At 67.8% G+C, this 23,761-nt stretch carries 15 protein-coding genes and 1 tRNA gene; 10 read left to right on the top strand and 6 right to left on the bottom strand.

What is annotated here, in order from left to right; translation table 11 throughout:
- Nucleotides 1-138: 138 nt before the first annotated feature.
- Entirely contained in the window at nucleotides 139-2,685 is a 2,547-nt protein-coding gene (locus tag AC07AB_RS22065; RefSeq protein ID WP_478569463.1) for an ABC transporter permease, read from the bottom strand.
- Nucleotides 2,686-2,892: 207 nt separating this feature from the next.
- Nucleotides 2,893-3,675, bottom strand: coding sequence for an ABC transporter ATP-binding protein (locus AC07AB_RS22060; RefSeq protein WP_478569461.1), 783 nt, complete (start codon nucleotides 3,673-3,675; stop codon nucleotides 2,893-2,895).
- A 423-nt stretch (nucleotides 3,676-4,098) separates the two neighbouring features.
- Between AC07AB_RS22060 and AC07AB_RS22055 the strand changes: the two genes are divergently transcribed.
- A tRNA-Leu gene (locus tag AC07AB_RS22055) sits at nucleotides 4,099-4,180 on the top strand.
- A 1,152-nt stretch (nucleotides 4,181-5,332) separates the two neighbouring features.
- On the opposite strand, the gene AC07AB_RS22050 is transcribed toward AC07AB_RS22055, so the two are convergent.
- Complete coding sequence (locus AC07AB_RS22050) at nucleotides 5,333-6,355, bottom strand: LacI family DNA-binding transcriptional regulator (protein WP_478569459.1); 1,023 nt, start codon at nucleotides 6,353-6,355, stop codon at nucleotides 5,333-5,335.
- A 1,546-nt stretch (nucleotides 6,356-7,901) separates the two neighbouring features.
- Between AC07AB_RS22050 and AC07AB_RS22045 the strand changes: the two genes are divergently transcribed.
- From AC07AB_RS22045 to pdxR, 9 genes are all read left to right on the top strand, one after another.
- Complete coding sequence (locus AC07AB_RS22045; protein WP_478569457.1) at nucleotides 7,902-8,807, top strand: hypothetical protein; 906 nt, start codon at nucleotides 7,902-7,904, stop codon at nucleotides 8,805-8,807.
- A gap of 107 nt (nucleotides 8,808-8,914) precedes the next feature.
- Nucleotides 8,915-10,174 carry a hypothetical protein gene (locus AC07AB_RS22040; protein ID WP_478569455.1) on the top strand — a complete coding sequence of 420 codons (1,260 nt, stop codon included), beginning with the start codon at nucleotides 8,915-8,917 and terminating at the stop codon, nucleotides 10,172-10,174.
- Nucleotides 10,175-10,181: 7 nt separating this feature from the next.
- Complete coding sequence (locus AC07AB_RS22035) at nucleotides 10,182-10,925, top strand: SDR family NAD(P)-dependent oxidoreductase (protein WP_478569453.1); 744 nt, start codon at nucleotides 10,182-10,184, stop codon at nucleotides 10,923-10,925.
- A 30-nt stretch (nucleotides 10,926-10,955) separates the two neighbouring features.
- On the top strand, nucleotides 10,956-11,873 hold the full coding sequence (locus tag AC07AB_RS22030) for a TauD/TfdA family dioxygenase (protein ID WP_478569451.1): 918 nt from the start codon (nucleotides 10,956-10,958) through the stop codon (nucleotides 11,871-11,873).
- 173 nt (nucleotides 11,874-12,046) lie between these two features.
- Nucleotides 12,047-12,865 (top strand): hypothetical protein, encoded by an 819-nt coding sequence (locus AC07AB_RS22025; protein WP_478569449.1) that lies wholly within the window; start codon nucleotides 12,047-12,049, stop codon nucleotides 12,863-12,865.
- An 8-nt stretch (nucleotides 12,866-12,873) separates the two neighbouring features.
- Nucleotides 12,874-14,205, top strand: a complete 1,332-nt coding sequence (locus tag AC07AB_RS22020; protein WP_478569447.1) for an amidohydrolase — start codon at nucleotides 12,874-12,876, stop codon at nucleotides 14,203-14,205.
- A 392-nt stretch (nucleotides 14,206-14,597) separates the two neighbouring features.
- Nucleotides 14,598-15,527, top strand: a complete 930-nt coding sequence (locus AC07AB_RS22015) for a nitrilase-related carbon-nitrogen hydrolase (protein WP_478569445.1) — start codon at nucleotides 14,598-14,600, stop codon at nucleotides 15,525-15,527.
- Between the two features lie 31 nt (nucleotides 15,528-15,558).
- On the top strand, nucleotides 15,559-16,326 hold the full coding sequence (locus AC07AB_RS22010) for a B3/B4 domain-containing protein (RefSeq protein WP_478569444.1): 768 nt from the start codon (nucleotides 15,559-15,561) through the stop codon (nucleotides 16,324-16,326).
- A 248-nt stretch (nucleotides 16,327-16,574) separates the two neighbouring features.
- Nucleotides 16,575-17,984: a MocR-like pyridoxine biosynthesis transcription factor PdxR gene (gene pdxR / locus AC07AB_RS22005; RefSeq protein WP_478569442.1), complete on the top strand. Its 1,410-nt coding sequence runs from the start codon at nucleotides 16,575-16,577 to the stop codon at nucleotides 17,982-17,984.
- Between the two features lie 49 nt (nucleotides 17,985-18,033).
- Here pdxR and AC07AB_RS22000 read toward each other — a convergent pair whose 3' ends face one another.
- The 3 genes from AC07AB_RS22000 to AC07AB_RS21990 form a co-directional block, all read right to left on the bottom strand.
- Nucleotides 18,034-19,434, bottom strand: coding sequence for a nitrosuccinate lyase (locus AC07AB_RS22000; RefSeq protein WP_478569441.1), 1,401 nt, complete (start codon nucleotides 19,432-19,434; stop codon nucleotides 18,034-18,036).
- A complete protein-coding gene (locus AC07AB_RS21995) occupies nucleotides 19,431-21,452 on the bottom strand; it encodes an FAD/NAD(P)-binding protein (protein WP_478569439.1) in 2,022 nt (673 codons plus the stop codon). Before AC07AB_RS21995 ends, AC07AB_RS22000 begins: the two co-directional genes overlap by 4 nt.
- A 428-nt stretch (nucleotides 21,453-21,880) precedes the next feature.
- Nucleotides 21,881-23,188: an ATP-grasp domain-containing protein gene (locus AC07AB_RS21990; protein WP_478569437.1), complete on the bottom strand. Its 1,308-nt coding sequence runs from the start codon at nucleotides 23,186-23,188 to the stop codon at nucleotides 21,881-21,883.
- Between the last annotated feature and the right edge of the window lie 573 nt (nucleotides 23,189-23,761).

The raw sequence follows: 23,761 nt of genomic DNA, 5'->3' as shown, positions 1-23,761 counted from the left end.
TGCTTTAGGTATTTGGGGGGGGGTAATCCGCGAGGGGAGGGAGGAAGGGGGGAGGAAAACCCCCCCCCCCCCCCCCACCCCCCCACCCCCCCCCCCCCCCCCCCCCCACCTCTGCTCTGTGGCAGCGAGCGGCGCGGATCACTCCGCCTTGATCGCCGACAGCATGTTCAGCCGGGCGGCCCGGCGGGCGGGCCACAGCGCGGCCAACACGCCGACCAGCGCGGACAGCAGCAGGAAGAGGCCCATCCGGCCCCACGGCAGCACCAGCTCGTACGTGGCCATGCTGGAGCCGATCAGCTCGCCGGCCGCCCAGCCGAAGAACACGCCGAGCACGAGGCCGAGCACGCCGCCGAAGAGCGAGATGACCAGCGACTCCAGCCGCACCATCCGCTTGATGCCCTTGCGGTCCAGGCCGATGGCGCGCAGCATCCCGATCTCCTGGGAGCGCTCGAAGACCGACATGGCCAGGGTGTTGACGACGCCGAGCACCGCGACGATCACGGCCATGGCGAGCAGCCCGTAGAGCATGTTCAGCATCAGGTTGATCGTCGAGGCGATCTCGTTGGTGATGTCCTGCTTGTCGGAGACCTGGATGGCCGGGTTGTCGCCGAGCGTCTTGCGGAGCGACTTCTTGGAGCCCTCGCCCGCGCCGTCCTTGGTCTTGACCAGCACCTGCCGGTCGGTGGCGTCCTTCTGGTGCGGGGCGAGGGCGGCGGTGTCGACCAGGATGCCGCGCAGCAGCTCGTTGCCCTTGTAGACGCCCGAGACCGTCATCCGGCTCTTCTTGCCGTCCTCGAAGGTCGCGACGTAGGAGGAGCCCACCTTCAAGCCGTATTCCTTGGCGGCGTCATCGTCCATGACGGTGCTGTGCCCGCCGACCTTCAGGGAGCCGGAGGTGAGGTCGAGGTTGGTGAGCTCGCCGAGGTCCTTGCCGTTGACACCCGTGAGGTAACCGCTGTCGCCGTTGATCCGGGCGCCCGAGTTGCGCATCGGGCTGGACGCGGTGACGTCCGGGTCGGCGGCGAGATCCTTGCTGACCTGCGGGGAGAGCGGGAGCTTGCTCGCCATGGAGACGACGTAGTCGGCCTTGATGGAGTCCGTGGCCATCTTGCCGATGCCCTTTTGGACGCTGCCGGCGATGACGGTCAGACCGGTGATCAGAGTGAGGCCGATCATCAGCGCGGAGGCGGTCGCGGCGGTGCGGCGGGGGTTGCGGACCGCGTTCTGCCGGGCGAGCTTGCCGGAGATCCCGAAGGCGCGCAGTACGGGCGAGGCGGCGGCGATCAGCGGTCGGGACAGCAGCGGGGTCAGCACGAACACCCCGATCATCAGCAGTCCGGCGCCCAGGCCCAGCACGCCCTTGCCGCTGTCGGCGCCCATGCTGGTGGCGGCCAGTACGGCCGCGATGCCGACGCCGGAGAAGAGCGCGCCGATGGTGTTGCGGACGACCAGCGACCGGGTGGTGGCGACCGCGTGCACGCTGTTCATGGCGGCGATCGGCGGGATCCTCGCGGCGCGGCGGCCCGGCAGCCAGGCGGCGAGCATGGTCACCACGACGCCGACGACCAGCGAGGTCACGATGGTGGAGGGGTCGATGACGAGGGGCCCGTCGGGGACGGTGGCGCCGCTGCCGCTCATCAGGGTGCGCAGCGCGGCGCCGATGCCGATGCCCGCGAGCAGGCCGGTGACGGCGGCGATCGCGCCGACCACGAACGCCTCGATGAGCACGGAGCGGGTCACCTGGCGGCGGCTCGCGCCGACCGCGCGCATCAGCGCCAGTTCCTTGGTGCGCTGGGAGACCAGCATGGTGAAGGTGTTGGCGATGATGAAGATGCCGACGAAGAGCGCGATGCCCGCGAAGACCAGCAGGCCGGTCTTCATGCTGCTCATACCGCTGGCTATGTTCCTGGCCTGGTCGTCGGCGAGCTTCTGGCCGGTGGTGGACTCGGCGGTGTCGGGAAGGATCTTGTCGATCGAGCTCTTGAGCTGGGCCTGGGAGGTGCCCGGCGCCGCCTTCACATTGATCTCGCCGAACTCGCCGGGCTTGCCGTAGAGCTTCTGCGCGGTGTGGGTGTCGAAGAGCGCGAGGCTGCCGCCGGCCGTGACGTTGCCGTCGTCGGTGGTGAAGATGCCGACGACCTTCTGGTTCATGACGGGGCCGTCGACGGACATCCGGACGGTGTCGCCGACCTTGACGCCCGCGCGGCCGGCCGTCTTGGTGTCGAGGAGGACCTCACCGGCGCCGTGCGGCGCGCGGCCGTCCTTGAGCGGGTACCGGATGTCGGCGCCGCCCTTGCCGGGGTAGTAGTTGCCGCCGGCGGAGGTGAAGCCGTCGCCGACGAGCTTGCCGTCCTTGCCGGAGACGGCGGCGAAGCCGCTGACGGCACCGGTGGCCGAGTCGACGCCGGGCACCTTCGAGACCTTCGTCAGCAGGCCCTGGCTGAGCTCGTGCCACTCGCCGGGCTTGTCGTCGTCGCGGTCGGCGGAGTCGCCCGACGACGTGGCGCTGATGGCGATGTCGGTGTTGGTGAAGCCCTTCTCAGAGCTCTTCTGGAGGGCGCCGGTGATGGTCGAGGTGAAGACCAGGGTGCCTGAGACGAAGGCGACGCCGAGCATGACGGCGAGCACGGTCATCAGCAGCCTGGCCTTGTGCGCGAGCACATTGCGCAAGGCGGTACGGAACATGGTCAGTCCTGGGGAGAGGCTCCTCGCCCGTGAGCGGCCGGGCGCCGGGCCGGTGGAGGGGCCGGGGGGCGCGGGGGCGGCTGGGGCGGGGAGAAGTCTGGGTGGGTGTGGCGACGCGGCGCGTCGACGGAGTCCGTACGGGCCGGCGGAGCGGCGGCGTCCGGTCGGCCCGGCAGGCTCGGCGTGGGCCGGCTCGACTCCGTCGGCTCAGCTGGTACGACCCTTGGCGTCGAAGCGCTTCATCCGGTCGAGCACGGCGTCGGCGGTGGGCTCGCGCAGCTCGTCGACGAGCCGCCCGTCGGCGAGGAAGACGACGCGGTCGGCGTAGGCGGCGGCGACCGGGTCGTGGGTGACCATGACGACGGTCTGGCCGAGCTCGCGCACGGAGTTCCGCAGGAAGCCGAGGACCTCGGCGCCGGAGCGCGAGTCGAGGTTTCCGGTGGGCTCGTCGGCGAACATGATCTCGGGGCGGCCGGCGAGGGCGCGGGCCACGGCGACGCGCTGCTGCTGGCCGCCGGAGAGCTGGTTGGGCCGGTGCTTGAGGCGCCCGGAGAGGCCGACGGTGTCCACGACCATGTCCAGCCACTTCTTGTCGGGCTTGCGTCCCGCGATGTCCATCGGGAGCGTGATGTTCTCCAGGGCGTTGAGCGTGGGCAGCAGGTTGAACGCCTGGAAGATGAAGCCGATCTTGTCGCGCCGCAGCTGGGTGAGCTTCTTGTCGCTGAGCGCGGTCAGCTCCACGTCGCCGATCCGGGCCGAGCCGCCGGAGACCGAGTCGAGACCGGCCATGCAGTGCATCAGCGTCGACTTGCCGGAGCCGGAGGGGCCCATGATCGCGGTGAACTCCGCCTGGTGGAAGTCGAGGGAGACCGCGTCCAGCGCGACCACCTGGGTCTCACCCTGTCCGTAGACCTTGGTGAGATCCGTGGCGCGGGCGGCCACCGCGGTGGCGCGGGCGGCGGTCTGGGCGCCGAAGGGGGTGGTGGTCACGGCGTGGGGCTCCTGTCGGGACGAGGCTTTTGGGGACTGACACCATCGTCCGTGCCGAAAGGCCCTCCGGGATCAGACCCTGCTCCCGTTCCCTTGGGAGACCAGGGAGGTACCGCGGGGGAGCCACATCATCCTTTGGTAGGAGCGCGACCCTGACGCCGGAAGTACGTGCGCGAGCCGGGCGGGGCGGCGAGATTGCGACAATTCCGCCTCCGGGGCCTGACGGGAGGGTGACCGTGCGGGAACAGCCCGTGGCATGTGCCGTTGGCGTCGGCCGGGTACTGATGCACCCTCAGTTGCCAATAAAATAAGACAACCTCGGGCCAACGTTCCGCTGTTCGGGGGGCCGCTCGGGGCTAGGCTCGTCATGCTCTCCAAGGGGAGGGCCGTGCGCCTCCCTGTACGTACGGACCGAGAGCCCCTGCCCGGATGGTGGAATGCAGACACGGCGAGCTTAAACCTCGCTGGCCCTCGGGCCGTGCCGGTTCAAGTCCGGCTCCGGGCACTCCCCCAAAGAAGTTTCCGACCTGTGGAAACACGCACTTGAACGTTGCTGGGCGGCTTCGCGACGAACACCGCGGGAACACGCAGTCTCACGATCATATGTATGGCAAGCGTGCACCCGAGAGAGAACCGCGCCAGGGACGTCGCCGGCTACCAGGTCACGTGACGGGACGGCGGCAAGCGGGGCGGACGGTGGCGGTCCGAGAGCTTCGACCCGAGGCGGCCGAACTCTTCAAAGGCGGGTGGATGAAGCCGGGCGGCATCGGCCGACGGGTGGGCCACGGGACGTGGGCGCATCACGGCTGAGGTCGCCGTCGAGGACCGCTTCACGTTCGGTCCTACGCGGCCGACCGCATAGAGAACCGCACGGGCATCGAGGAGCGCACGCGTGCCGCCTGCCTCGGGTAGCTGGAGAATCGGATCTTCCCCACCTTCTCCGAGTGCGGCATCCGCAGTACCGAACACTTCTCCGGTATCACGATCCGGCCATGCCGACCGTGGGTGAAGATGCTCGCCACGGCCAAGGTGCGCCGGGGGCGAATGTCCGTCGACAGCCTCAAGATGCGGAAAGCGCCCCAAGATCGTCGGAAACCCGCACGAGCTCGTCGCCAGCATTCCGAACGAAGCTGTTGAACACCGAACCCCCGCTCCGGTCCCGGAACCCGTGTGACGTGACGCGGCTTCCGTGCAGTCACGACAAGACCGTGGACGACAGTGGGCTTCCTCGCCCCGCGGTAAGTCTCAGGACCGACACGGCAGTTCACTACCGAGTGGCAGGACCAGCTGCTCGTCACCGCCGTATGGCACTGGGCCGCGGTGGGGGAACTTACGGCCCTACAGCCTCGCGACGTCACCGATCGAGGGGCGCCGAAGCCCGAGATTCGCGGCCGCGGGCCTGGAAGCGTGACGGTGAAGGCCGGTATCGCCTTGGTGCGCCCAAGGCCGAGCGCTCACGCCGCACCGTCCGGATCACTTCGTCCGTGATGGACGCTCTGGCCGAACTCATCCTGGCCGAACTGGTCCTGGTCGAACTCGTCCTGTGCGAACTCGCCCAGGGCGGACCGCTGTTCGCGGGGGAGAAGGCCCCCTTCGCTGCTCCACTTTCGGCGACCGGTGGGGGGAGGGTCGGGACCGTGGAGAGGACGACGGGGGATCAGACGGTGCCGATGGATAGTGGTGCGGGGCCGGTGGATTGCCGTACGACGAGTTCCGTGCCGAGCGTGACGTCCTCGACTGCTTCTCCGTTGCGGATGTCCATGTACATCCGCATGCCATAGAAGCCGAGGTCGTTGAGGGGCAGGCGCACTGTGGTCAGGGAGGGGGCGATCAGGGAGGCCACCGGCAGATCGTTGAAGCCGACCACGGAAAGGGCTTCGCCGACGACGAGGTCGAGCATGTTTGCCGCGCAGTAGACGCCCATGGCGATGTTGTCGTCGTCGCAGACGAACGCCGTCGGACGGTCGGAGGAGGCCAGCACGGCGACCAGACGGTCCCGGACCGTGCGTGGGTCGAGGGAGCACGACACATGGCTTGCGGTTATGCCGCGATGGCTGAGGGCGCATTGGTCGAAGACATGCGCACGTTCGGCAAAGGTCGAGGTGGAGCGATCGGCGCGCACGTGCATGATGTGGCGATGGCCGAGCGAGGTGAGGTGGGCCAGGATGTGCGCCATGCCGCCGCCGAGATCCAGGCTGACCGTCGGTGTGTGACGGTCCGAGGCGTCGTCGAGGATCACCAGCGGGAGGCCGGTGCATAACTCGGCGACATCGGCGGCCGGCATCGAGCAGGCCAGGACCCCGTCGATCGCCTGTTTCGGCACGGGGAAGGGACCGCATCCGTCGTCCGCGCCGAGTGGGAACACCACAACGCCGATGTCGTTCGTCGCGCCCGCCCGGGCGGCGCCGGCGTGCACGGCGGAGAAGGCGGGGTTCTCCAGTGTCGGTACGACCAGGAGGACGGTTCCGGTGCTGCCCAGCCGCAGGCTGCGGGCCGCCTGGTTGATCTGGTAGCCCAGTTCGCCGGCTGTCGTCATCACACGGCGGGCGGTCTCCTCGCGGATTCTTCCCTTCCACTTGCCGTTCAGGACGAGCGAGACGGTCGACTGTGAAACCTGCGCCATGCGTGCCACGTCGGTGGCGGTGACGGCGCGAGGGGGATCGGGCCTTGTCAATCGCATACCTCTGCCCATCGCTTTCCATGTGAATTCATTCCTGTTGACGGAATGAATCGGCGGGATCGTGGATGTTTCAAGATCTTCTGGGCCGATCTGCTGTGGCCTGGGGGGTGTTGACAGTGAAGCGCCGATGGTGAGGGAGCGATGACAAGTTAAGCGCGAACGGGCGCGTAGGTGGGCCGGGAGACGGGTTCAGCTCGCCCGGCCTGCTGTCTTATTGATGGCGAATAGCGGTAAAAACGCCAAAGGCGGCAAAGCGTTCACCGGTTGAGTGTGGAGTGGACGTCCCCGGCACAGGGGTGGGGGCGGGGCGGGCCGCCGCGCCGGGGTCGGTGGCCGGACGGCTCCTGCCGCCACCGCCGGCAGGCGGGCGATGCGTGCGCCGGGTCGGCGGCGGCAGATGCCGCGGAGCGGTGCCCCGTCAGGACAGCCCTTACGAGAGGGGCCGGAACGACGGACAGGGTTCCTGCCCGTGTCGCGTACGCCGGGCTGGGGCCCTGCGGGCGTTGTTTCGTGCTGGGCTTTTCTCGTCGCGGCGAAAACGGCACATCCGGTGCGGTAGGAGTGGGGTGCTGCCAGAAGGCTCATATTCGACGCATCGGCGAGAGCGTGCGTGCCGGTGGCCGACTGGCGGAGCGGCGGGCCGGCCGGACGGCCCGTCCGGATTGTGCACCGGAATTGCCGCTGCACCACTGCCGGTTCTCCGCTCGTGTGGCTGATTTCCTGCGCATAAATGCATGGAAGGTGTGACTCATCCATCCCGTCACGGGGTGCTGAAGTCGCACTGCTCCCTTGTCTGCGGACTTGGCCGGAAACCGGATTCACGCATTCCCGGACCGTGCTGGACGTGCTGTGAGTGGGCATACGTGATCAGGATTCAGTCACATGGCCAGTTTTTCACCGCTTGTATCGAGCCAAGTGCGCCCCCCGTTCCAGGGAGCGGTCCGCCCGGGCGTATTTCATGATTGAACTGGGTAGTAAGCCGTCACCTCGGCTGGTGCGGGGCGTAGCTCAACGCGGTAGTCATACGTATGAGCAAACGTGATCTAGAACGTGCAATGAGTGGCCAATTCACAGCAGCGATAAGACGCTTGTCACAGAGTCATGCGCATGACTAATCTCTCCCTGTTCGAAGCGTTCCCTGCTGTGAACGCGCACTGTCGGCTTGCTCGCTGGGCGTACCGACGGCGCACGGGTGAAGCGTTGATCATTCATTTTCGCGGGAGCGCATATTCCTTACCGGCTTGCGCGCTGGGCCGGTTCTGCACGTGAGCGTGACACTTCGTCTTAACCGAGGGGGCGGTTCCACGTGAGTCAATCTGTCCAGCTTCTTGTCGATATCCTTCTCGTTCTCGGATTCGGAGTTCAGCATTCCGTACTCGCCACGCTGAGGGTCAAACGCACGGTCAAAGCCAAGACGGGCATAGATTCACTGGCTTGGCGGTCCGTTGAATCACTTACCAACGTCGTATACATCCTGGCGGCGGCCGCGCTCTGGCAGCACACCGACAGTGTGATCTGGGAACTTTCCGGTATTCCCATGGTCGTCATGTACGGCCTTACCGTCGTGTCGTGGCTCTGGTACTGGCAGCTTCACCTGTTCGAGTACGACTGCGGTCTCGCCTTCGGGTCGACGACCCTCGTCGCCCAAACCGCCGGAGCTCCGGGCCCCAAGCTGATCAGCTGGAAGGTCGGCAGCCGCCGCTGGATCCGGTTCCCCGTCCACACGGCCTTCTTCGGCATGTTCTTCCTGCTGCCGACCATGACCACCGACCTGCTGGCCTTGGCCGTTGTCCTCAATATCTACAACGTCATCGGCAGCATCCTCTACGACAAGCGCCTGATCGCTATGGCCGGTGAGTCGTACCAGCGCTACATCGATGTGACGGGGCTCATTTTCCCGCCGGTGTACCGCTGCCCCCGGGGCGCGACCGACCTGCCGATGGCGGCGCCGGCGCACTGGCGCAGGCCCGCGAGGCACCTGCCCGGCCTCCTCGTCGGCGTCGGCCTCGGCGTTCTCTACTACGCGCTCATCGGCCCGAAGGCCGTCACCCCGATGGACATGCTGTGGGCCGGTGCCGCGGGACTGCTGGGCGCCGTCCTCAGCGGCCTGATCCTCGGCACGATCCTCAAGCCCAGCGCGTCGGAATGGGCACAGCAGCAGACCGACCTGTCCACCACGGTCGCCCTCAACGCCGCCACCGGCGTGGTCACCTGGGCCGTCATCGGCTGGGCGCAGACCGGCACGGCACCGTCGTTCGCCGCCTTCCTGCCGCTGTGGTTCATCGTGCAGTACCTCGGCCACGTCTTCGCCTTCCTCGCCAACCGCAGGAAATGGGGTGCGGCGCTGGGCGAGTTGGAATCCGCAGAAGAGTTCCGGACACCGCCGGCCGCACCGGTCAAGCAGCAGGCGGGCACCGCCGCGGCGACAGTCGCTCCCGGAGGCACTCGTTGACGGAAACACTCGTCACCAACGGCCCGGGACAACCGCGCACTGTCAGTCTCGATCTCCCGTTGCGCAACTCCACGACTGAGACGCCGTTTTGGCATCGAGACGAACCAGTGCTCGCCGTCACGCGACTCGACCCCGAGTACGCCCGGCTCAAGAAGTACTTTCCAGGCGGTTGGGACCACCTCGTCCACGCCAAGACCTTGTTCGACGGCATAGCCGCTCTGGATATCCCGCAGGTCGAGCCCTCGGCCGGGCGGCGGGAGCAGACGGTGTCCCTTGCCCGGACGGCCGCCCAAGAACTCTTGGCGTTCGCGGACAAAGAGACCGCCCCCGGAACCCAGGACGCGGTCCTGCACGCACGAACGGCCGCCCAGCGCCTGACCGTCTACGCCCGCACGGGTGAGTGGGAACCGATTACCCTGCGGGAGCCGCACCCCGACCGGCCCTGGTTCTATTGCGGCCCCATCGGAACTTGGGCCCTGCGCGCGGCGGAACAGTCCATCGGGTTCCTGGTGGCGGTGCCGAGCAACGACCTCCAGCAGGAGGTCGACATGGTCACCCTGCGCACGAGCTGGATCCGTGACCGGGTAGCAGAGGTTCTGCGGGGCGAGATCAAGTCCATCCAGGACATGCAGCCGTCCATGTGTGTTCTGGACCTCCTGCTCTGTGGCGGCGAATCAGCGGCCGGACACAAGAACTTCGCGCATTTCTTCCCCTTGGAGGCCCCGAGGTCACGAGTGAACGGGCCGGAGTTCACCGTCGTCTTCGCCAACATCCACAGAGAGCGCATCCAGAATTGCTCGCTGAGACTCTTCAGGGAGATACAGGGCGCTGACGCGCAGACCCGGCTCGACGGTCTGTTGCGCACCTCGCTGCGCTGGTTCCGTGGACACGACCTCGCCCACTTCTGGCGCAAGTCCACCGTGGCGGACGAGGGCAGGCCGGCGGAGGGTCTCACCCCCTTCGAGCGCATAAGTCTGGAGGAGACGTACGCCGACGTCCTGGGCCTTCTCTCGGCCGGACTATTCGCCTCCGACCTGCACTTGGGGGAGGCATTCCGGGTCGAGCTCTTCCGGTATCTGTCCCGGAGGCATCATCACTTCGCGGACACCGCCGCGGCCGTCCTCACCGTCGGCTGGCTCCGGACGCACCGGGTGCCCCTGGGCCCGGATACAAGCAAGAGCTGGCTGCCCAGCGCCCGCCCGGCCCTGGAGGAGCTGGCCCGGACCCTGCACAGCACGCTGTGGGAGGAGGACGCCTCCCAGGTCCCGGTCCTGCGTTCGGCCCTCGCGGCGGGCGCCGACTTCCAGGAAGAGCTCGGCGGCGTGTTCCAGTCGCTGCCCACCGACCTGTCCTACACCTTCGGCTGAGAGAAATATGAAACAACGTACTGTCATCATCTCCGGTGCATCTTCGGGAATCGGCCTCGCCACGGCACGCCGCTTCGCCGCGGCGGGGGACCGCGTGGTGAACCTGGACCTCACGCGGCCCGATGAGGCCGACGCGGTGGGGGAGTGGGTGCGTGCCGACGTCACGGACTGGAACGGCATCCACTCCGCCCTGGACTCCGTCCACGCCGAGTACGGCTCGATCGACGTCGTCATCGCCAACGCCGGAATCAGCCTGCGCCGGACGTTCGTCGAGATGACCGAGAGCGACGTCCGGTCGCTGCTCGACATCAACGTGCTCGGCGTCATCGCCCTGTGGCAGGCCGCCGCCAAGCACATGATCGCCGCACGGAGCGGGGTGCTGCTCGCCACCGCGTCCACGAACGCGTCCGTCGGCTATCCGTACTACGCCGACTACAACGCCTCCAAGGCAGCGGTGCTGGCCCTGACCCGCACCCTTGCCCTGGAACTCGCGCCCCATATCCGCACGGCGTGCGTCAGTCCCGGCTATGTGATGACACCCATGCAGCGTGCCGAATACACCGACGAAATGTTCGCCGAGGTCAACGCGAAAATCCCGGCCGGCCGCCACGCCGACCCCACCGAGATCGCCGACGCCTTCTTCTACCTCGCCTCGGACTCGGCAGCTTTCATGACGGGCCAGCAGATCGTGCTGGACGGCGGAGAGCTGGCCGGAGGTACCGCATCGGCGCACGGCACCGTTTTCGGCTGAGCCAGCCCTATCCATCGCGAAAGGACCGATATGCAGCAAGGCTTCGAGATCGCCCAGCACGGCAGCGGGGCCGGTACCGTCGTCACCGCCAAGGGCGATCAGCCGCTGAACGCTCTGGAGCGCAGCTGGTTGCTGGACGAGCTCGCCAAGTCCGGCTACGTGCTCCTCCGGGGATTCGGCCCGTCGATCGATCAGTTCTCCGAGCTGGTGCAGTCGGTGTGCACGCGTATCACCCTCGATCCGGCGCGGGAGTTCAGCGAGGGAAAGACGGTCCAGAAGGTCGATCTCGGAATCGACGCGGTCGGGCTGCACGTGGAACACGGCACCAACCCGCTCACGCCCGACCTCACCTGGTTCATGTGTGAGAGCGCCGCTCGGTTCGGCTCCCAGACCACGGTCTGCGACGGCTACCGGGTCTGGGAGCAGCTCAGCGAGCAGACCCGGCAGCGGTTCCTGGACCAGGACATCGTCTACTCACGGAACATCAGCGAGGACGCCTGGCGGGCGCTGGCCTCCAGCCTCCTCAACGGAGCCAAACCGGACGATGAGATCACGGTCGACGACCTCATCGAACTCGCCAAGCTCTTTGGTGAGGAAAAGCTGCGGATTCGTGCCAACGACGACGGGTCGATCTACTACGTCTACAAGGTGGCGGCAGCGCACCCGACGCTCTTCGGTGAGCGGCTCGCCTTCGCCAACAGCATCCTCGGCCCTTCCTACTACTACGAGAAGCCTCGCATCGCCTTCGCGAACGATGAGGACATCCCGCAGGAGATCATCGCGGAGATCGAGAAGATGTCGGCTGAGCTGACAGAGGACCTCGACTGGCAGGACGGCGATGTCGCCATCGTCGACAACACGCGCGTCATGCACGGGCGCCGGGCCATCCAGGACGCTGATCGCCGCAAGATCTACGTTGCCCTCGGCTACGTCGACGATCAGCGCTGACATCCAGCCGAGCGCGGCAGCGACGACCAACGTACCCGGCGACGGTGCTCCGGGCGGGCGATGAGCGACGCAAGGACCTCATGGCCCGCCCGGCTCGCCCCGCTACTCCTGTCCAGGGTCCGTTCGACCGAAAGGGGACTGAGATTTCCTCTCCGAAGAATTCCGTCAGCGCGTTGCCCGATGCGACTTCCGAGCTTCCGCGGCGTCGCCTCAAGAATGACTGGTCCTATATCTACTGGAACAATACGGCGCTTTTCTCGGAAAAATACCAGGATGCGATCTACTCCGTTCTCGTGGAGATCTCCACCAAGGCGTTCGGCGCGGACATGACGCCGTACTGGCGCGACCGCAGAAAAGGGCGCTTCTTCGAGAAGGTATCCAAGTTCTGCCTGCTGGTGGACCCGCTGGGCAACATCAGCGGATGGACCGGATACCACCGGCGAATCTTCGGCAACGCGCACTGCCTCTACCTGGACTCCAGCGGCGTGCTTCCCGAATCGCAGGGCGGCGGTCTCATGGGGCACATACACGCGAGAATGATCGCCCTGGAATGCGCCGCCTACGCTCCTCGGCCGGTGTACCTGGTGGCGCGGACCGAAAGCCCCGTGGTGTACCGCCTCCTGCGCAATGGATGCGGTCCGGGCAACATCTGGCCGGCCCCGGACACCACCGTCGACAAGCGGATTTCGCTGATCGCCACCGACGCGGCGGAATGGCTGGGACAGAGCGAGAAGTTCGACCCCGGCAATCTGCGCATCCTCGGCGCCTATGACAATCTCGACGTCCTCTACGGTGACCTGCCCACTTGCGGCGATCGCTCCATCGACGCCTTCTTCCGCGAGACGCTGCGCCCGGAGGACGCCTACATCGTGATCGCCAAAGCGGGTTTGCCCAGGATCGCCCAGCAGTGGGCCAAGAGGGAGACCAAGGCGGTGCGTGCGGCGCAGTCGCAGCGCTTGCCGTGGCTCGCCCCGAAACCGGAGGGAAGGTGACGAAACCCATGGCTGCGCCCACACCGGCCGACGCCGACATCACCGAACGCGCCAAGGCCGTCATGGCACCCCTGCACGCCGGCCTCCTGGACGAGGCGGAGAGCCTCTACCTGGACCTGCACCGCCATCCCGAGCTGTCACACCAGGAGGAGCGCACGGCGGCCCTGGCCGCCGGCCGTCTGGAGAAGGACGGGTTCGACGTGGTCACCGGAGTCGGTGGACACGGCGTGGCGGGCGTGCTGCGCAACGGCGACGGCCCCACGGTGATGCTGCGTGCGGACATGGACGCCCTGCCGGTGCGGGAGGACACCGGACTGCCGTACGCGAGCGAGCGGCGCGCCTTCGACAGCGAGGGCCAGGAGGTGCCGGTCGCCCACGCCTGCGGCCACGATGCCCATACGAGCAGCATGCTCACAGCCGCGGCCCTCCTGGCGCGGGCCCGGCACGCCTGGCGGGGCACTCTGCTGGCCGTAGCGCAGCCGGCGGAGGAGACCGGCGACGGGGCGCAGGCGATGCTGCGGGACGGGCTCTACAGCCGGATCGCCAAACCCGATGTGGCGCTCGCCCAACACGTCGTGCCGCTGCCGATCGGGATCGTCGGACATCGGTCAGGGCCCATGATGGCCGCTTCCGCGGTGGTGAAGGTCACCATATTCGGCCGCGGCGGGCACAGCTCCGCACCGCAGGCGACGGTTGACCCCATCGTGATCGCCGCACACGTGATCACTCGGCTGCAGACCATCGTCGCCCGTGAGGTGGACCCGGCCGACTGCGCCGTGGTGAGCGTCGGCATGCTTCACGCCGGCACGAAGGCCAACATCATTCCGGACGCCGCAGAGCTCGGAATCAGCGTGCGGTGCTACGACGACTCTCTCCAGGACCACCTGCTCAATGCCATCAAGCGCATCGTGGAGGCGGAAGCCGCGGCTTCCGGGGCACCCCGAGCCCCTGAGATCGAAGTGATCGAGGGGGTCCCGGTCAACGCCAACTCCCCTGCCCTCACCAGCAAGATCCGTGCTGCCCACGAAGCCTATTTCGGTGCGGGCAAGGTCATCGAGATGCCGCTGTTGGCAGCCAGCGAGGACTTCCCGTACTTCGGCGCCGCGGGCGCGGGCGTGCACTACGACGGCACGGCGGTTCCCACTGTCTACTGGGTCGTTGGAAGCACGTCGATCGACATGTGGCAGTCGGCTCCCGGCGCCACTCCGCAGGATAAGGTGAAGCACCTCCCCACCAACCACTCACCGCAGTTCGCTCCAGACCCACTTCCCACGCTCCTCACTGCGACAGCAGCCATGGTGACGGCCGCACTGGCCTATGTGAACTGCTCAGCACGGTGAAGGAACCACTGGTGCCGATGAAACCCGACCAGAAGACCGGATACCGGGACCTCCTTTGCGCTCGATGACACCGGGCCTTCTTCGGGTCGCACGGTTCGTTTCTCCTCAACTACGGCGTGCTGTGAGCCCTGTTGGCCGCGGTCGACGCGAATCTGGTCGTCGTCTCGCGCGCCTCGGCGGCAGCGGACCGGCGTCGATTGGATCGCCGTTCGGCTTGCGCCACGGGTACGAGGGGAAACGCGGTCAGCTGAGCAAGCAGATGTGCCTGCTGCCCGTGGCGGCGGCACCACACCGGCAACTGATGCCCCGAGTCGGCCGATGAGCGATCAGAAAGGAGTCCGATCAGCGGTGAGGCGGGCTCTCTTCCACTGCTCCCAGGCCGGAGGAGAAGCATGCGCGCTGTCCTGATCCAAGCCGACGTGGACCACAGCCAGCCCTTTGAGCAGCGGGTCGGCGCCCTGTGCGCCGCGGTCGCCGCGCAGCGCGGCGCCGATGTCGTGATCCTTCCGGAGCTGTGCGCGACCGGGTACTTCGCCTTCGACGACTACGACCGCACGGCCGAACCGCTCGACGGGCCGACGGTACGCGCCCTGAGCGCTGCGGCGATCGACGCCGGCGTCCATCTGCATGCCGGAAGCATTGTCGAACGCGGTCCGGGAGGCGGGCTCTTCAACACGAGTTTGCTGTTCGGCCCCAACGGCGCCCTGCTGCACGCCTACCGCAAGGTCCACCTCTTCGGCCACCAGTCGAAGGAGTCGGCCTTGCTCAGGCCGGGGGAGACCGTGCAAGCCCTGGACACAGGGATCGGCCGGGTCGGTCTTGCGGCCTGTTACGACCTGCGGTTCCCGGAGCTGTTCCGCGTGCTGGCCGACGACGGCGCCGAAATGCTGCTGGTCGCCGCCGCCTGGCCGGCCGCGCGGATCGCACACTGGCGGTTGCTGGTGCAGGCTCGGGCGCTGGAGAACCAAGCATGGGTGCTCGCCTGCAACGCGGCGGGCCGGCAAGCCGACATCAAGCTGGGTGGCACCAGCCTGATCGTCGACCCGACGGGCCGTATTGTCGCCGAGGCGGGCGCCGGCGACGCGGTGCTCTCCGCTGTCCTCGATCCGGCCGATGTCGCTCGGGCCCGTGCCGACTTCCCGGCCTTCTCCGACCGCCGCATTCCCACCGCGCGCGCCGCGGTGTGTCCGCCCGCATCGCAGCGAGGCCCCGGCCATCCCCCGCACGCCCCCTCCGCGACACCGAGGGCGCCCGGCGCCGTCGTACACGACCCGACATCCACTACGTGGCCTTCCGCGCGCACGACGAATCGCAGCAGCTGAACAAGGCGCTGACCAACCCCGAGGAACTCCCATGCCCCACCCCGAGACCGCGAGCACGACTGCTCCCGCCACGCGTCGGCTCACCGTCGGCACATCACCACGCATAGCCGCCCGCTATCCGCAGTGCCGCACCGTCTTCCTGCTGGCCCAGGGCATCGAGAACGGCGAGGTCTGGCCCGAGACCGAAGAGGCGCTGGCCGGCCTGGAAGCCGACGTCAGGCAGGGCCTGCGGCACATCCCGGACGAGAGCGAGTCCGCCATCTCCGTCTGGCACGACCTGCTGCGCAGCTTCGGCACCAACCCCCGTCGAGCCCGCCCGAGCATCGACGCCCTGGGGCGGCGCCTGCGCAAGTCGGGCCGACTGCCCCGTGTCTCCCCGCTCGTGGACACCTGCAACCTGGTGTCGCTGACCCACACGCTCCCCACCGGCGGATTCGACCTGTCCGCGTTCCACACCGGCATCGAATTGCGCTTCGCGCGGCCCGACGACATATACGTGCCGTTGGGCGAGCCGGACAAGACTGAGACGCCACTGGAGGGCGAGGTCGTCTACGCCGACGGGCGGCAGGTGATGACCAGGCACTGGAACCACCGGGACTCCGACGTCACCAAGGTCACCGCCCGTACACGCGACGCCGTGCTGCTGCTGGAGGGCATCGCCCCGGCGATCTCCTCCGAGACGCTGCTGCGGGCACGCCAGGAACTCGCCGACCGCGTGGCTCCCCATGCCGAATCCGTCACCGTCCACGAGATCGACCCGCAGGCGTGGTCGGAGATCGCCTGGGAGCCGGCGTCCTGATGAAGAGCGCGTGAGAGTCGCGGGGCGGGCCGGCTGACCATCCGACACACACGATCGAAGGGGCCGGCCCGCTCTCCGGCCCCTGACTCCCGCCTCTCGCTTCGGTGTGCCCGGCCGGAGATCCCGTGGTGTGACCGAGAAGGAGAACCCGCCATGTCCTTCAGCACGATGGAGCCGGGGCCGTCCTGTAATGACGCCCCATACGCGACGGGCCGGGCCCTGGCCACGGCTGATGGCCGGACCGCGCGATGACATCCGGCTCGCGAGTGCGCTCCCTGGACCTGCAGTTGGACCTGGAGCTGAAGGAACGGCGGGGACGTAGCGAGCAGTTGGTGGCGGGTCTGCGGCGTGCCATCGAGAGCGGGAGGCTCCTGCCGGGCGCACGGCTGCCCTCCACGCGCGGTGTCGCCGCCGATCTCGGGCTGGCGCGGGGCACGGTGACCAGTGCCTATCACCGTCTGATCGCCGAAGGGTATCTGGAGAGCGTGCAGGGCTCCGGGACCAGGGTCGCGGCCGATCACCAGGGTGCGGCCCACGCCCGTCGTCCTCCGCCGGGTACGTGCAGCCCATGGCAGTGGAATGTCCGGCCCGGCCTGCCGGACGTGACGATGTTCCCGCGTGCCGCCTGGGTCGAATCCACCCAGCGGGTCCTGCGGCTGCTGCCCGCCGAGGCGTTGGACTACGGGGATCCGCGAGGCCGGCCGGAGCTGCGTACGGCCTTGGCCGACTATCTGGGCCGCACGCGCGGGGTGGTCACCCGGCCCGAAAGGATCATCATCTGCCACGGCTTCACCCAAGCTCTCGGCCTGATCGCGACCGTTCTCGCTCAACAGGGGACGGAGGAGGTGTCGGTCGAGGATCCGTGCTACCCCCTGTTCCGCAGCGTCATCGAGACGGCCGGGCTGCGTGTCCACCCCGTCGGGGTGGACGAGCGGGGACTGCGTCCTGAGGGGCTGCGCGGTCAGGCCGCGGTGGTCACCCCGATCCATCAGTATCCGATGGGCGTGACGCTGTCCTCCGCTCGGCGCAAGGCGCTTGTCGCCTGGGCGGAAGAGGCTGACGCGGTCATTGTGGAGGACGACTACGACGGTGAATTCCAGTTCGGCAGGCAGCGGGTGGGCGCGTTGCAGGCGTTGGCTCCGCACCGGGTGATCTACGCGGGGACGACCAGCAAGACCCTTGCTCCGGGATTGCGGCTGGCCTGGCTCGCGGTGCCCGCGGAGTGGGTGGAGCGGATCGCGGTGGCCAAGCGCATCGCGGACCAGCATTCGGCGGCGCTGACGCAGATGGTGCTGGCGGATCTGCTGTGGTCGGGCGGCTACGACCGGCATGTGCGCCGGTGCCGTGAGCGCTACCGGGTCCGTCGTGAGCAGCTCGGCTCGGCGGTGGCGTTGAGGGCGCCGGGAGCACGGCTGATGGGCGAGGAGGCGGGACTGCATGCGCTGATCCGCTGGTCGCCGGACGGCCCGGAGGAGCGGGAGGTGGTACAGGCCGCCCGCCGGGAGTCGCTTGCCGTTGCCACACTGGGCGGCTACTGGGGAACGCCCGGCCCCCACCCGCCGGGACTGGTCGTCGGGTACGGCACACCGCCGCAGCACGGTTACGCGGGTGCGCTCGGCGCCCTGACGCGCGTCCTGGACCGGTGCTTCGCCGCCTGACCTCTTGGGTTCGGGCGGCGAAGCAGGGGGCAGGGGGGCGAGCCGGGACTTATTTCAGTGCCTGGTCCACAAGCGTCGCGGCCGCGCCGGTGTAGTGCGCGGGATCGCAGGCTGCTTCCAGTTCCTCCGAGGTCAAGACGTCGGCAGCTTGTGGCATCCCCGCCAGCACCCGCGCCAGTGGGATGCCGAGGCGGGCTGCCTCGGCGGATGCCTCGGTCAGCAGTTCTTTGGCCGGGATCCTGCCCAGGCGGGGCGTGAGGAGGGCGGTGACGCGTTCGGAGACGATCTGGCTGCCGGTCAGGCCGAGGTTGTGGAGCATCCGCTGCCGGTCGACGGTCAGGCCCTCGGTCAGCTCGACGGCGGTGTGAGTGGCGCCGCCGGTCAACCGCAGCGCCTCCCGCAGCAGTTGCCACTCCGCCTGCCAGGGACCGCCCGCGCGTTCGTCCTCCGATACCAGACACTGCGTCAGGCCGGTCGCGATGACCGGTACTTGCAGTGCGGCGCTGCGAATCATGGTCGCCAGGACCGGGTTCCTCTTGTGCGGCATGGCCGAGGAGGCGCCCCTGCCCTCCCTGGAGGGTTCGGCGACTTCCGCGATCTCGGTGCGGCTGAGTGTCTGGATGTCCAGGGCCAGTTTGCCCACTGCTCCGGCGGTGAAGGCGAGGGCTGCCGCGACATCGGCGAGAGGTGTGCGCAGTGCGTGCCAGGGCAGCGGCGGCCGGGTCAGCCCGGTCTGCGCGGCGAAGGCGTCCAGCAGCTGTTCGAGGTACCGGCCGGATGTGACGGCGTCGGCGGCGCCGTCGATCCGCGCGTACTCAAGGTAGCCGGCGAGGGTGCCTCCGGCCCCGCCGAGGGAGAAGTACAGCCCGTGCTCCACTATCCGGGCCAGGCGTGTGTCGGCGTCCAGGAGGAGCTGACGCCAGCCTGCCGCCTTGAGCCCGAAGGTGGTGGGTACGGCCTGCAGAGCCAGGGTGCGTGCGGCCATGGGCGTGTCACGGTGTTCGCGGGCCAGCGCCGCCAGGGCGTCGGCCGCCCGAGCCAGGTCGGTCCGGATGAGACGCAGGGACCGGGCGGTGATGAGCATCGCGGCGGTGTCGAGGATGTCCTGGCTGGTGGAGCCGCGGTGTACGTACTCGGCCGCCGCGGGGTGTTCTGCCGCGACCTTCTGGGTCAGCGCGCGGACGACGCCGACGACGGGGTTGGCCGTCTCGCGGGCGGCGAGGGCCAGGGCGCGCAGGTCGAAGTGTTCCGCACGGGCCACGTTGTCGATGGTGTTGGCGGCCTGGGCCGGCACTGTGCCGAGGGCGGCCTGGGCCCGTACGAGCGCTGCCTCCGCGTCGAGCATGGCTTGCAGCCAAGCCTGGTCGCCGACGACTGCCTCGACAGGAGTGCCGGCCCGAACAGGGGACAGGAGCCCCGAATCGCAGGGGGTGTCGGACGGCGGGCTCATGCCCCCACTTCCCTTCCGCCGGGCCCTGCGCTGGTGCCGGCCATACCGTCGGTCGCGGTCAGCGCACCGGCTGCCGCCCGCGCGCTGGTTCCGGCCCTGCCGGCGGTCGGAGTGGGTGGGAGCGCGAGGACGGCGCGGGCGATGGCGTCCGCGTCCCCGAGACTGACGGAGTCGACGCCGGGACGTGCGGCGGCGGCCGTCACCCAGTGAACGGACTCGGTGGGTACGCCGTGGGCGAAGCGGCGCGGGTGGACGCGGCCGCGGGCGTCGATGACGTGACCTGGGCGGGCCGTCACGGCAAGTCCGCCGGTCTCGTAGGCGGTTCCGCGGCCGCCCTCGATCCGGAAGGGCGTGATGTGCCCGTCGTCCAGGAGCTGCCGCATCAGCGGGTCGGCGGTCCGGCGCAGGTCGGGCTCGGGCAGCCGGGCCTCGATGAGGACACGTGCCCTGACCGGCGGGGCCGGTATGTCGTGGGAGGTACATATGAAGCCGGGGTGGTGCGGGTCCGCGTGGATCTGGGCGCCCGGACCGGTCACCTGCAATATCCCGGCCTTGATCAGCGCGATCATCTGCTCGATCCGGAAGGAGGGCGGTCCGATCGACAGAAAGGCGTTGAGGGGCGTGTACCAGCCTTCCAGGTCGTTGCGGTGGGAGGCGCCGTCCAGGCCGCCGTGGTCGACGGCAAGGCGAATCTCGTTACGCAGGTCGCGCAGAATGTCCAGGGCGGCCTTCACCGGATTGCTCACGTTCCCGCCGCGGGCCTGGTCGACGTCCTGCCGCAGGTACTCGATCAGCCAGAGGTGGAAGGCTTCCCGGTCGGCGAACTGCTGCCCGGCGCAGGGATGGGCGAGCCGGTTCCAGTCCCAGCGGTCTTCGACCGTGATACCGAAGGCGTCCAGGATCTCCACTCGATGCGTTTCGGGTTCGGCAGCCAGGTACAACTCGGTGAACGCCTCCCGGTCGAAGCCGCGCCCACAACTGTCCAGCAGGGTGCCGTAGTAGACGCACTCCGTCTCGCGGGCGATCAGCGGCCACAGGTCGGTCGTGAAGCAGACGCGGTCACCGTCCTGGGCGCGCTGGTGCAGACGCGCGATGCGCTGCGCGGTCAGCAACCGTGGAACGTATCGCCCGTGCGCGCCCTTCTCGTTCTCGCCGCGCGCCTGATACGGGATGCCTCGCCGGGAGGTGGCGCACAACCGGGGCTCCAGCCCCGACTTCTCGTACGCCAGCTCCGCACCGTGCCGGACGAATCGGCCGCCGCGTCCACTGGTGAGCAGAGCCATGTGGTCGAAGAAATTCAGTCCCAGGCCGCGCAGCAGAACCTGCTCGCCCGGGGCGATACCGGAAAGGTCTACATCGGACGGGCTGGCGGGGGGGACGTAGAGCAGTCCCTGCTCCCGTGCCCGGTCGGACAGTAGGCGTTCCTGATCGCCGAGGTCCGTGCCGACATGCCCCTGGGAGAGGACGACGGCGTCCAGACCCTCGATCAGCCGTCCGTTCTCCAGCAGCACGCTCTGCCGCACCGCCATGTCGTGTCCGCCGCTGAGGGCCACCGCCCGGGTGCGATGGGTGGTGATGTCGACGTGCGGCGGAGCCGTCAGGCATATACGGGCGAACATCTCCCGCAGATAGCTGCCGAAGAAGGCCCGCGTCGGGTAGTCGTCAGGCCCCAGACGGCGCGCCTCGGACGCTGCCCGCTCATCCCCGTCGGCCGCACCCTGTCCCTTCGGGCCGCTGACGTCCTGTGCCCATTCGTACAGACTGGGGCCGGGCTCGACCGGGCCGTCCATGGACACGCTCTTGTCGGTCCACACCGTGATCTGGCAGGCCACGGTGTTCATCAGCAGCTGCTGGGGCTGATCGGTGCGCCATACGGCTCCGGCACCGGCCGGCCAGGGGTCGATCAGGTGAATGCGGACGCGGTGGCGGTGCGGCGATTGACGAGCGTTGGCGCATAGCCGTTCCAGTACGGAAAGGCCGCGCGGACCGATTCCTACGACGCCGATCGATAGAGGCATTCTGGGCACAGATACCTACTCCCGCTGTGGGGGGCCGCTGGAGGGCCGTACTCTGCGATCACCGTAGGTCAGGGCACAGCGCCCCAACGGACCACTTCCGCACGGCGTCACTGGTCCACTCGCAGCCACCGGTACGCGGCGGCCTCGGTCGCCCGTGATCGACCCTCGGGTCCACAAACGTCACACCCTGCAAGGGGTGCGCAGGCCGCTTACCCGACACGGGTACTCCTGACAGGCGCCGGCCGGCGCCGCGAGCGTGCGTGCCGGGCGCCGTGAGCCGCGAGCGCCCGTGCCGGGCGCCGTGACGGGGCGAAGCTTGCCGGGAGGGCACAGGGCTCCGAAGCTCGTTCCAAGTGGCTGTGCGGCTCGGTCAACAACACCACTGCCCGAGTCGTGGCCGCAGTGTTCGGTAGTAGAGCTGTATCGCTTCACTCTTCGGCGATCTCGCCGATCACGAATATCTCATCGGCCAGCTTCTTCGCCATGGTCACCGGCAGCGAGGTCTTCTCTTTGAACAGCTCATCCCATTCGAGTTCGACGAATCCCTCTCTGGAGCTCCAGTTCTTGGCGGGCTCGGAGAGATCACCCTGCTTGCCGCTGATGTTTATGCTCCGCACCTCGGGCGGCAGCGGGTTCTGATCGCGTACTTCCTGGATCCGTCCGGGCGAGGCAGTGAGAAACGCGATTGCCGCAGTTTTGGTGGGCACCGCGCCGGCGGCGACGTCGAGGAGGTCGGATCCGAGGTACGAGCCGACGTGCAGCCGATAAGGATTGAGCGAGTAGGCACGCTCGACTTGGTCCATGATCCCATCGCCGCCCGGCCGGGCAGCCACCTCGATCACCCAGGCCGTCCCGTCCGCGGCGAACTTGATCTCCACATGGGCGAGACCTCGATCGATGCCCAGCGCGGTACAGGCCCGTACGGCCAGGTCGGTCAGATCTTGATCTCCAGTACGGTGGCCCGGCACCAGGTGCGCGATCTCGGCGAACCAGGGGAGAGGCGACAGATACTTATCGGTTACGGTGACGACTTGAGCACGGCCAACGCCGCAGAGGACTTCGACGGAAACCTCGTCATGGGAGTCGATGAACTGCTCGACAAGGTATTTGTCGCCCCGGATGTTGTACAACGATCCGTGCTGCGCGATGACGCCCTTCGACTCCGCGAGACCGGCGATCGCCTCCTCGCGCGTGGTCGCCAACACCACTCCGCCACTACCGCCGAAATCGTACGGCTTGATGACTACGGGCAGACCGATGACCGATATGGCGTCGAGCAACTCTTGTTCGGACTCGACCAGTTGGGATCGGGGAGTCGGGACGTCGGCGGCCAGCAGAGCCTGCTTCATGGCGTACTTGTTCCGGGCGTTGACTACGACCTTGGCGTCCATCCCGCCCAGTCCCAGGACGCGATTCACGGTGTTCGCCGAATCCAACGTCCAGTCGTTGAGCGGAACGACGACTCTAGGGTGCCAGCCCTGGACCGAGCGTGCGTGGATGGCCCGTAGAAGAGAGTCCGAGTCCAGTGGATCAGCTGACAGCATGTCGTCAAACATGCGGTTCGACTTGCGTACGGCGTCTTCCGCGGCTGCCCAGACGGGGAGATCTATAGCCTGCTTGGCCCCTAAGAGAGCCCGTTCGCGAAGGTACTGGTCAGCGCCGAGTAGGAGTATATATTCTTTTGGCGGCATGGCTGCGTCCCATTTTCCGTGGATCTCCCCGCGCGCGATATTCATTCTTGATATTGCTGCCGGAGATCAGGAGGAATAAGTGAATCAGTTCACGGTCGAGATATTTGGCTACTGATGGGATTTTCTTCTGTTCCCGCCGTGGCCGTGCAATATTGCAGGTAGGCGGTCTGTCGAAGATGTCCCGAAGAGTTTCCCACTCGTGCAGCAATCCGGATGTGGAGATTCTCATTCCACTCTACTGATAGGTCAACGAATGGTTGCACGCCAACAATGATCGAAAAATAGGGACGTTGCCAGCATATGCATCCCCCCTTCTGCTGCAAGATCGTAGCCATCAACCCAAGAGGCATGCAAGAGGGCTGCGTCGCTACCTGAGGTCTGCCCGGCTCGGTGATTTAGGTCGAGTTATCCGAGTTGCGGTCCAACCGTTGCTCCAACCCCGTAACCCGATGGCGTAGCCGCTTGTCTCTCATTTCCAACTGCTTGCACCGCACCGAGGGCGTCGTGCGCCGCTTCCGCAGTGCGTCGGGCCATTTCACGTCGGGCCGCGCCACCTCGGCGGGGATGAGCTCGGCTGCGTGGGGCGGGAGTTGGCGACCGGCGAGCCGGATCCGGACT

The organism is Streptomyces sp. NPDC044033 (assembly GCF_056434425.1).
Note: the sequence above shows the minus strand (reverse complement) of the source record. Positions and strands in the feature narration are given on the sequence as shown.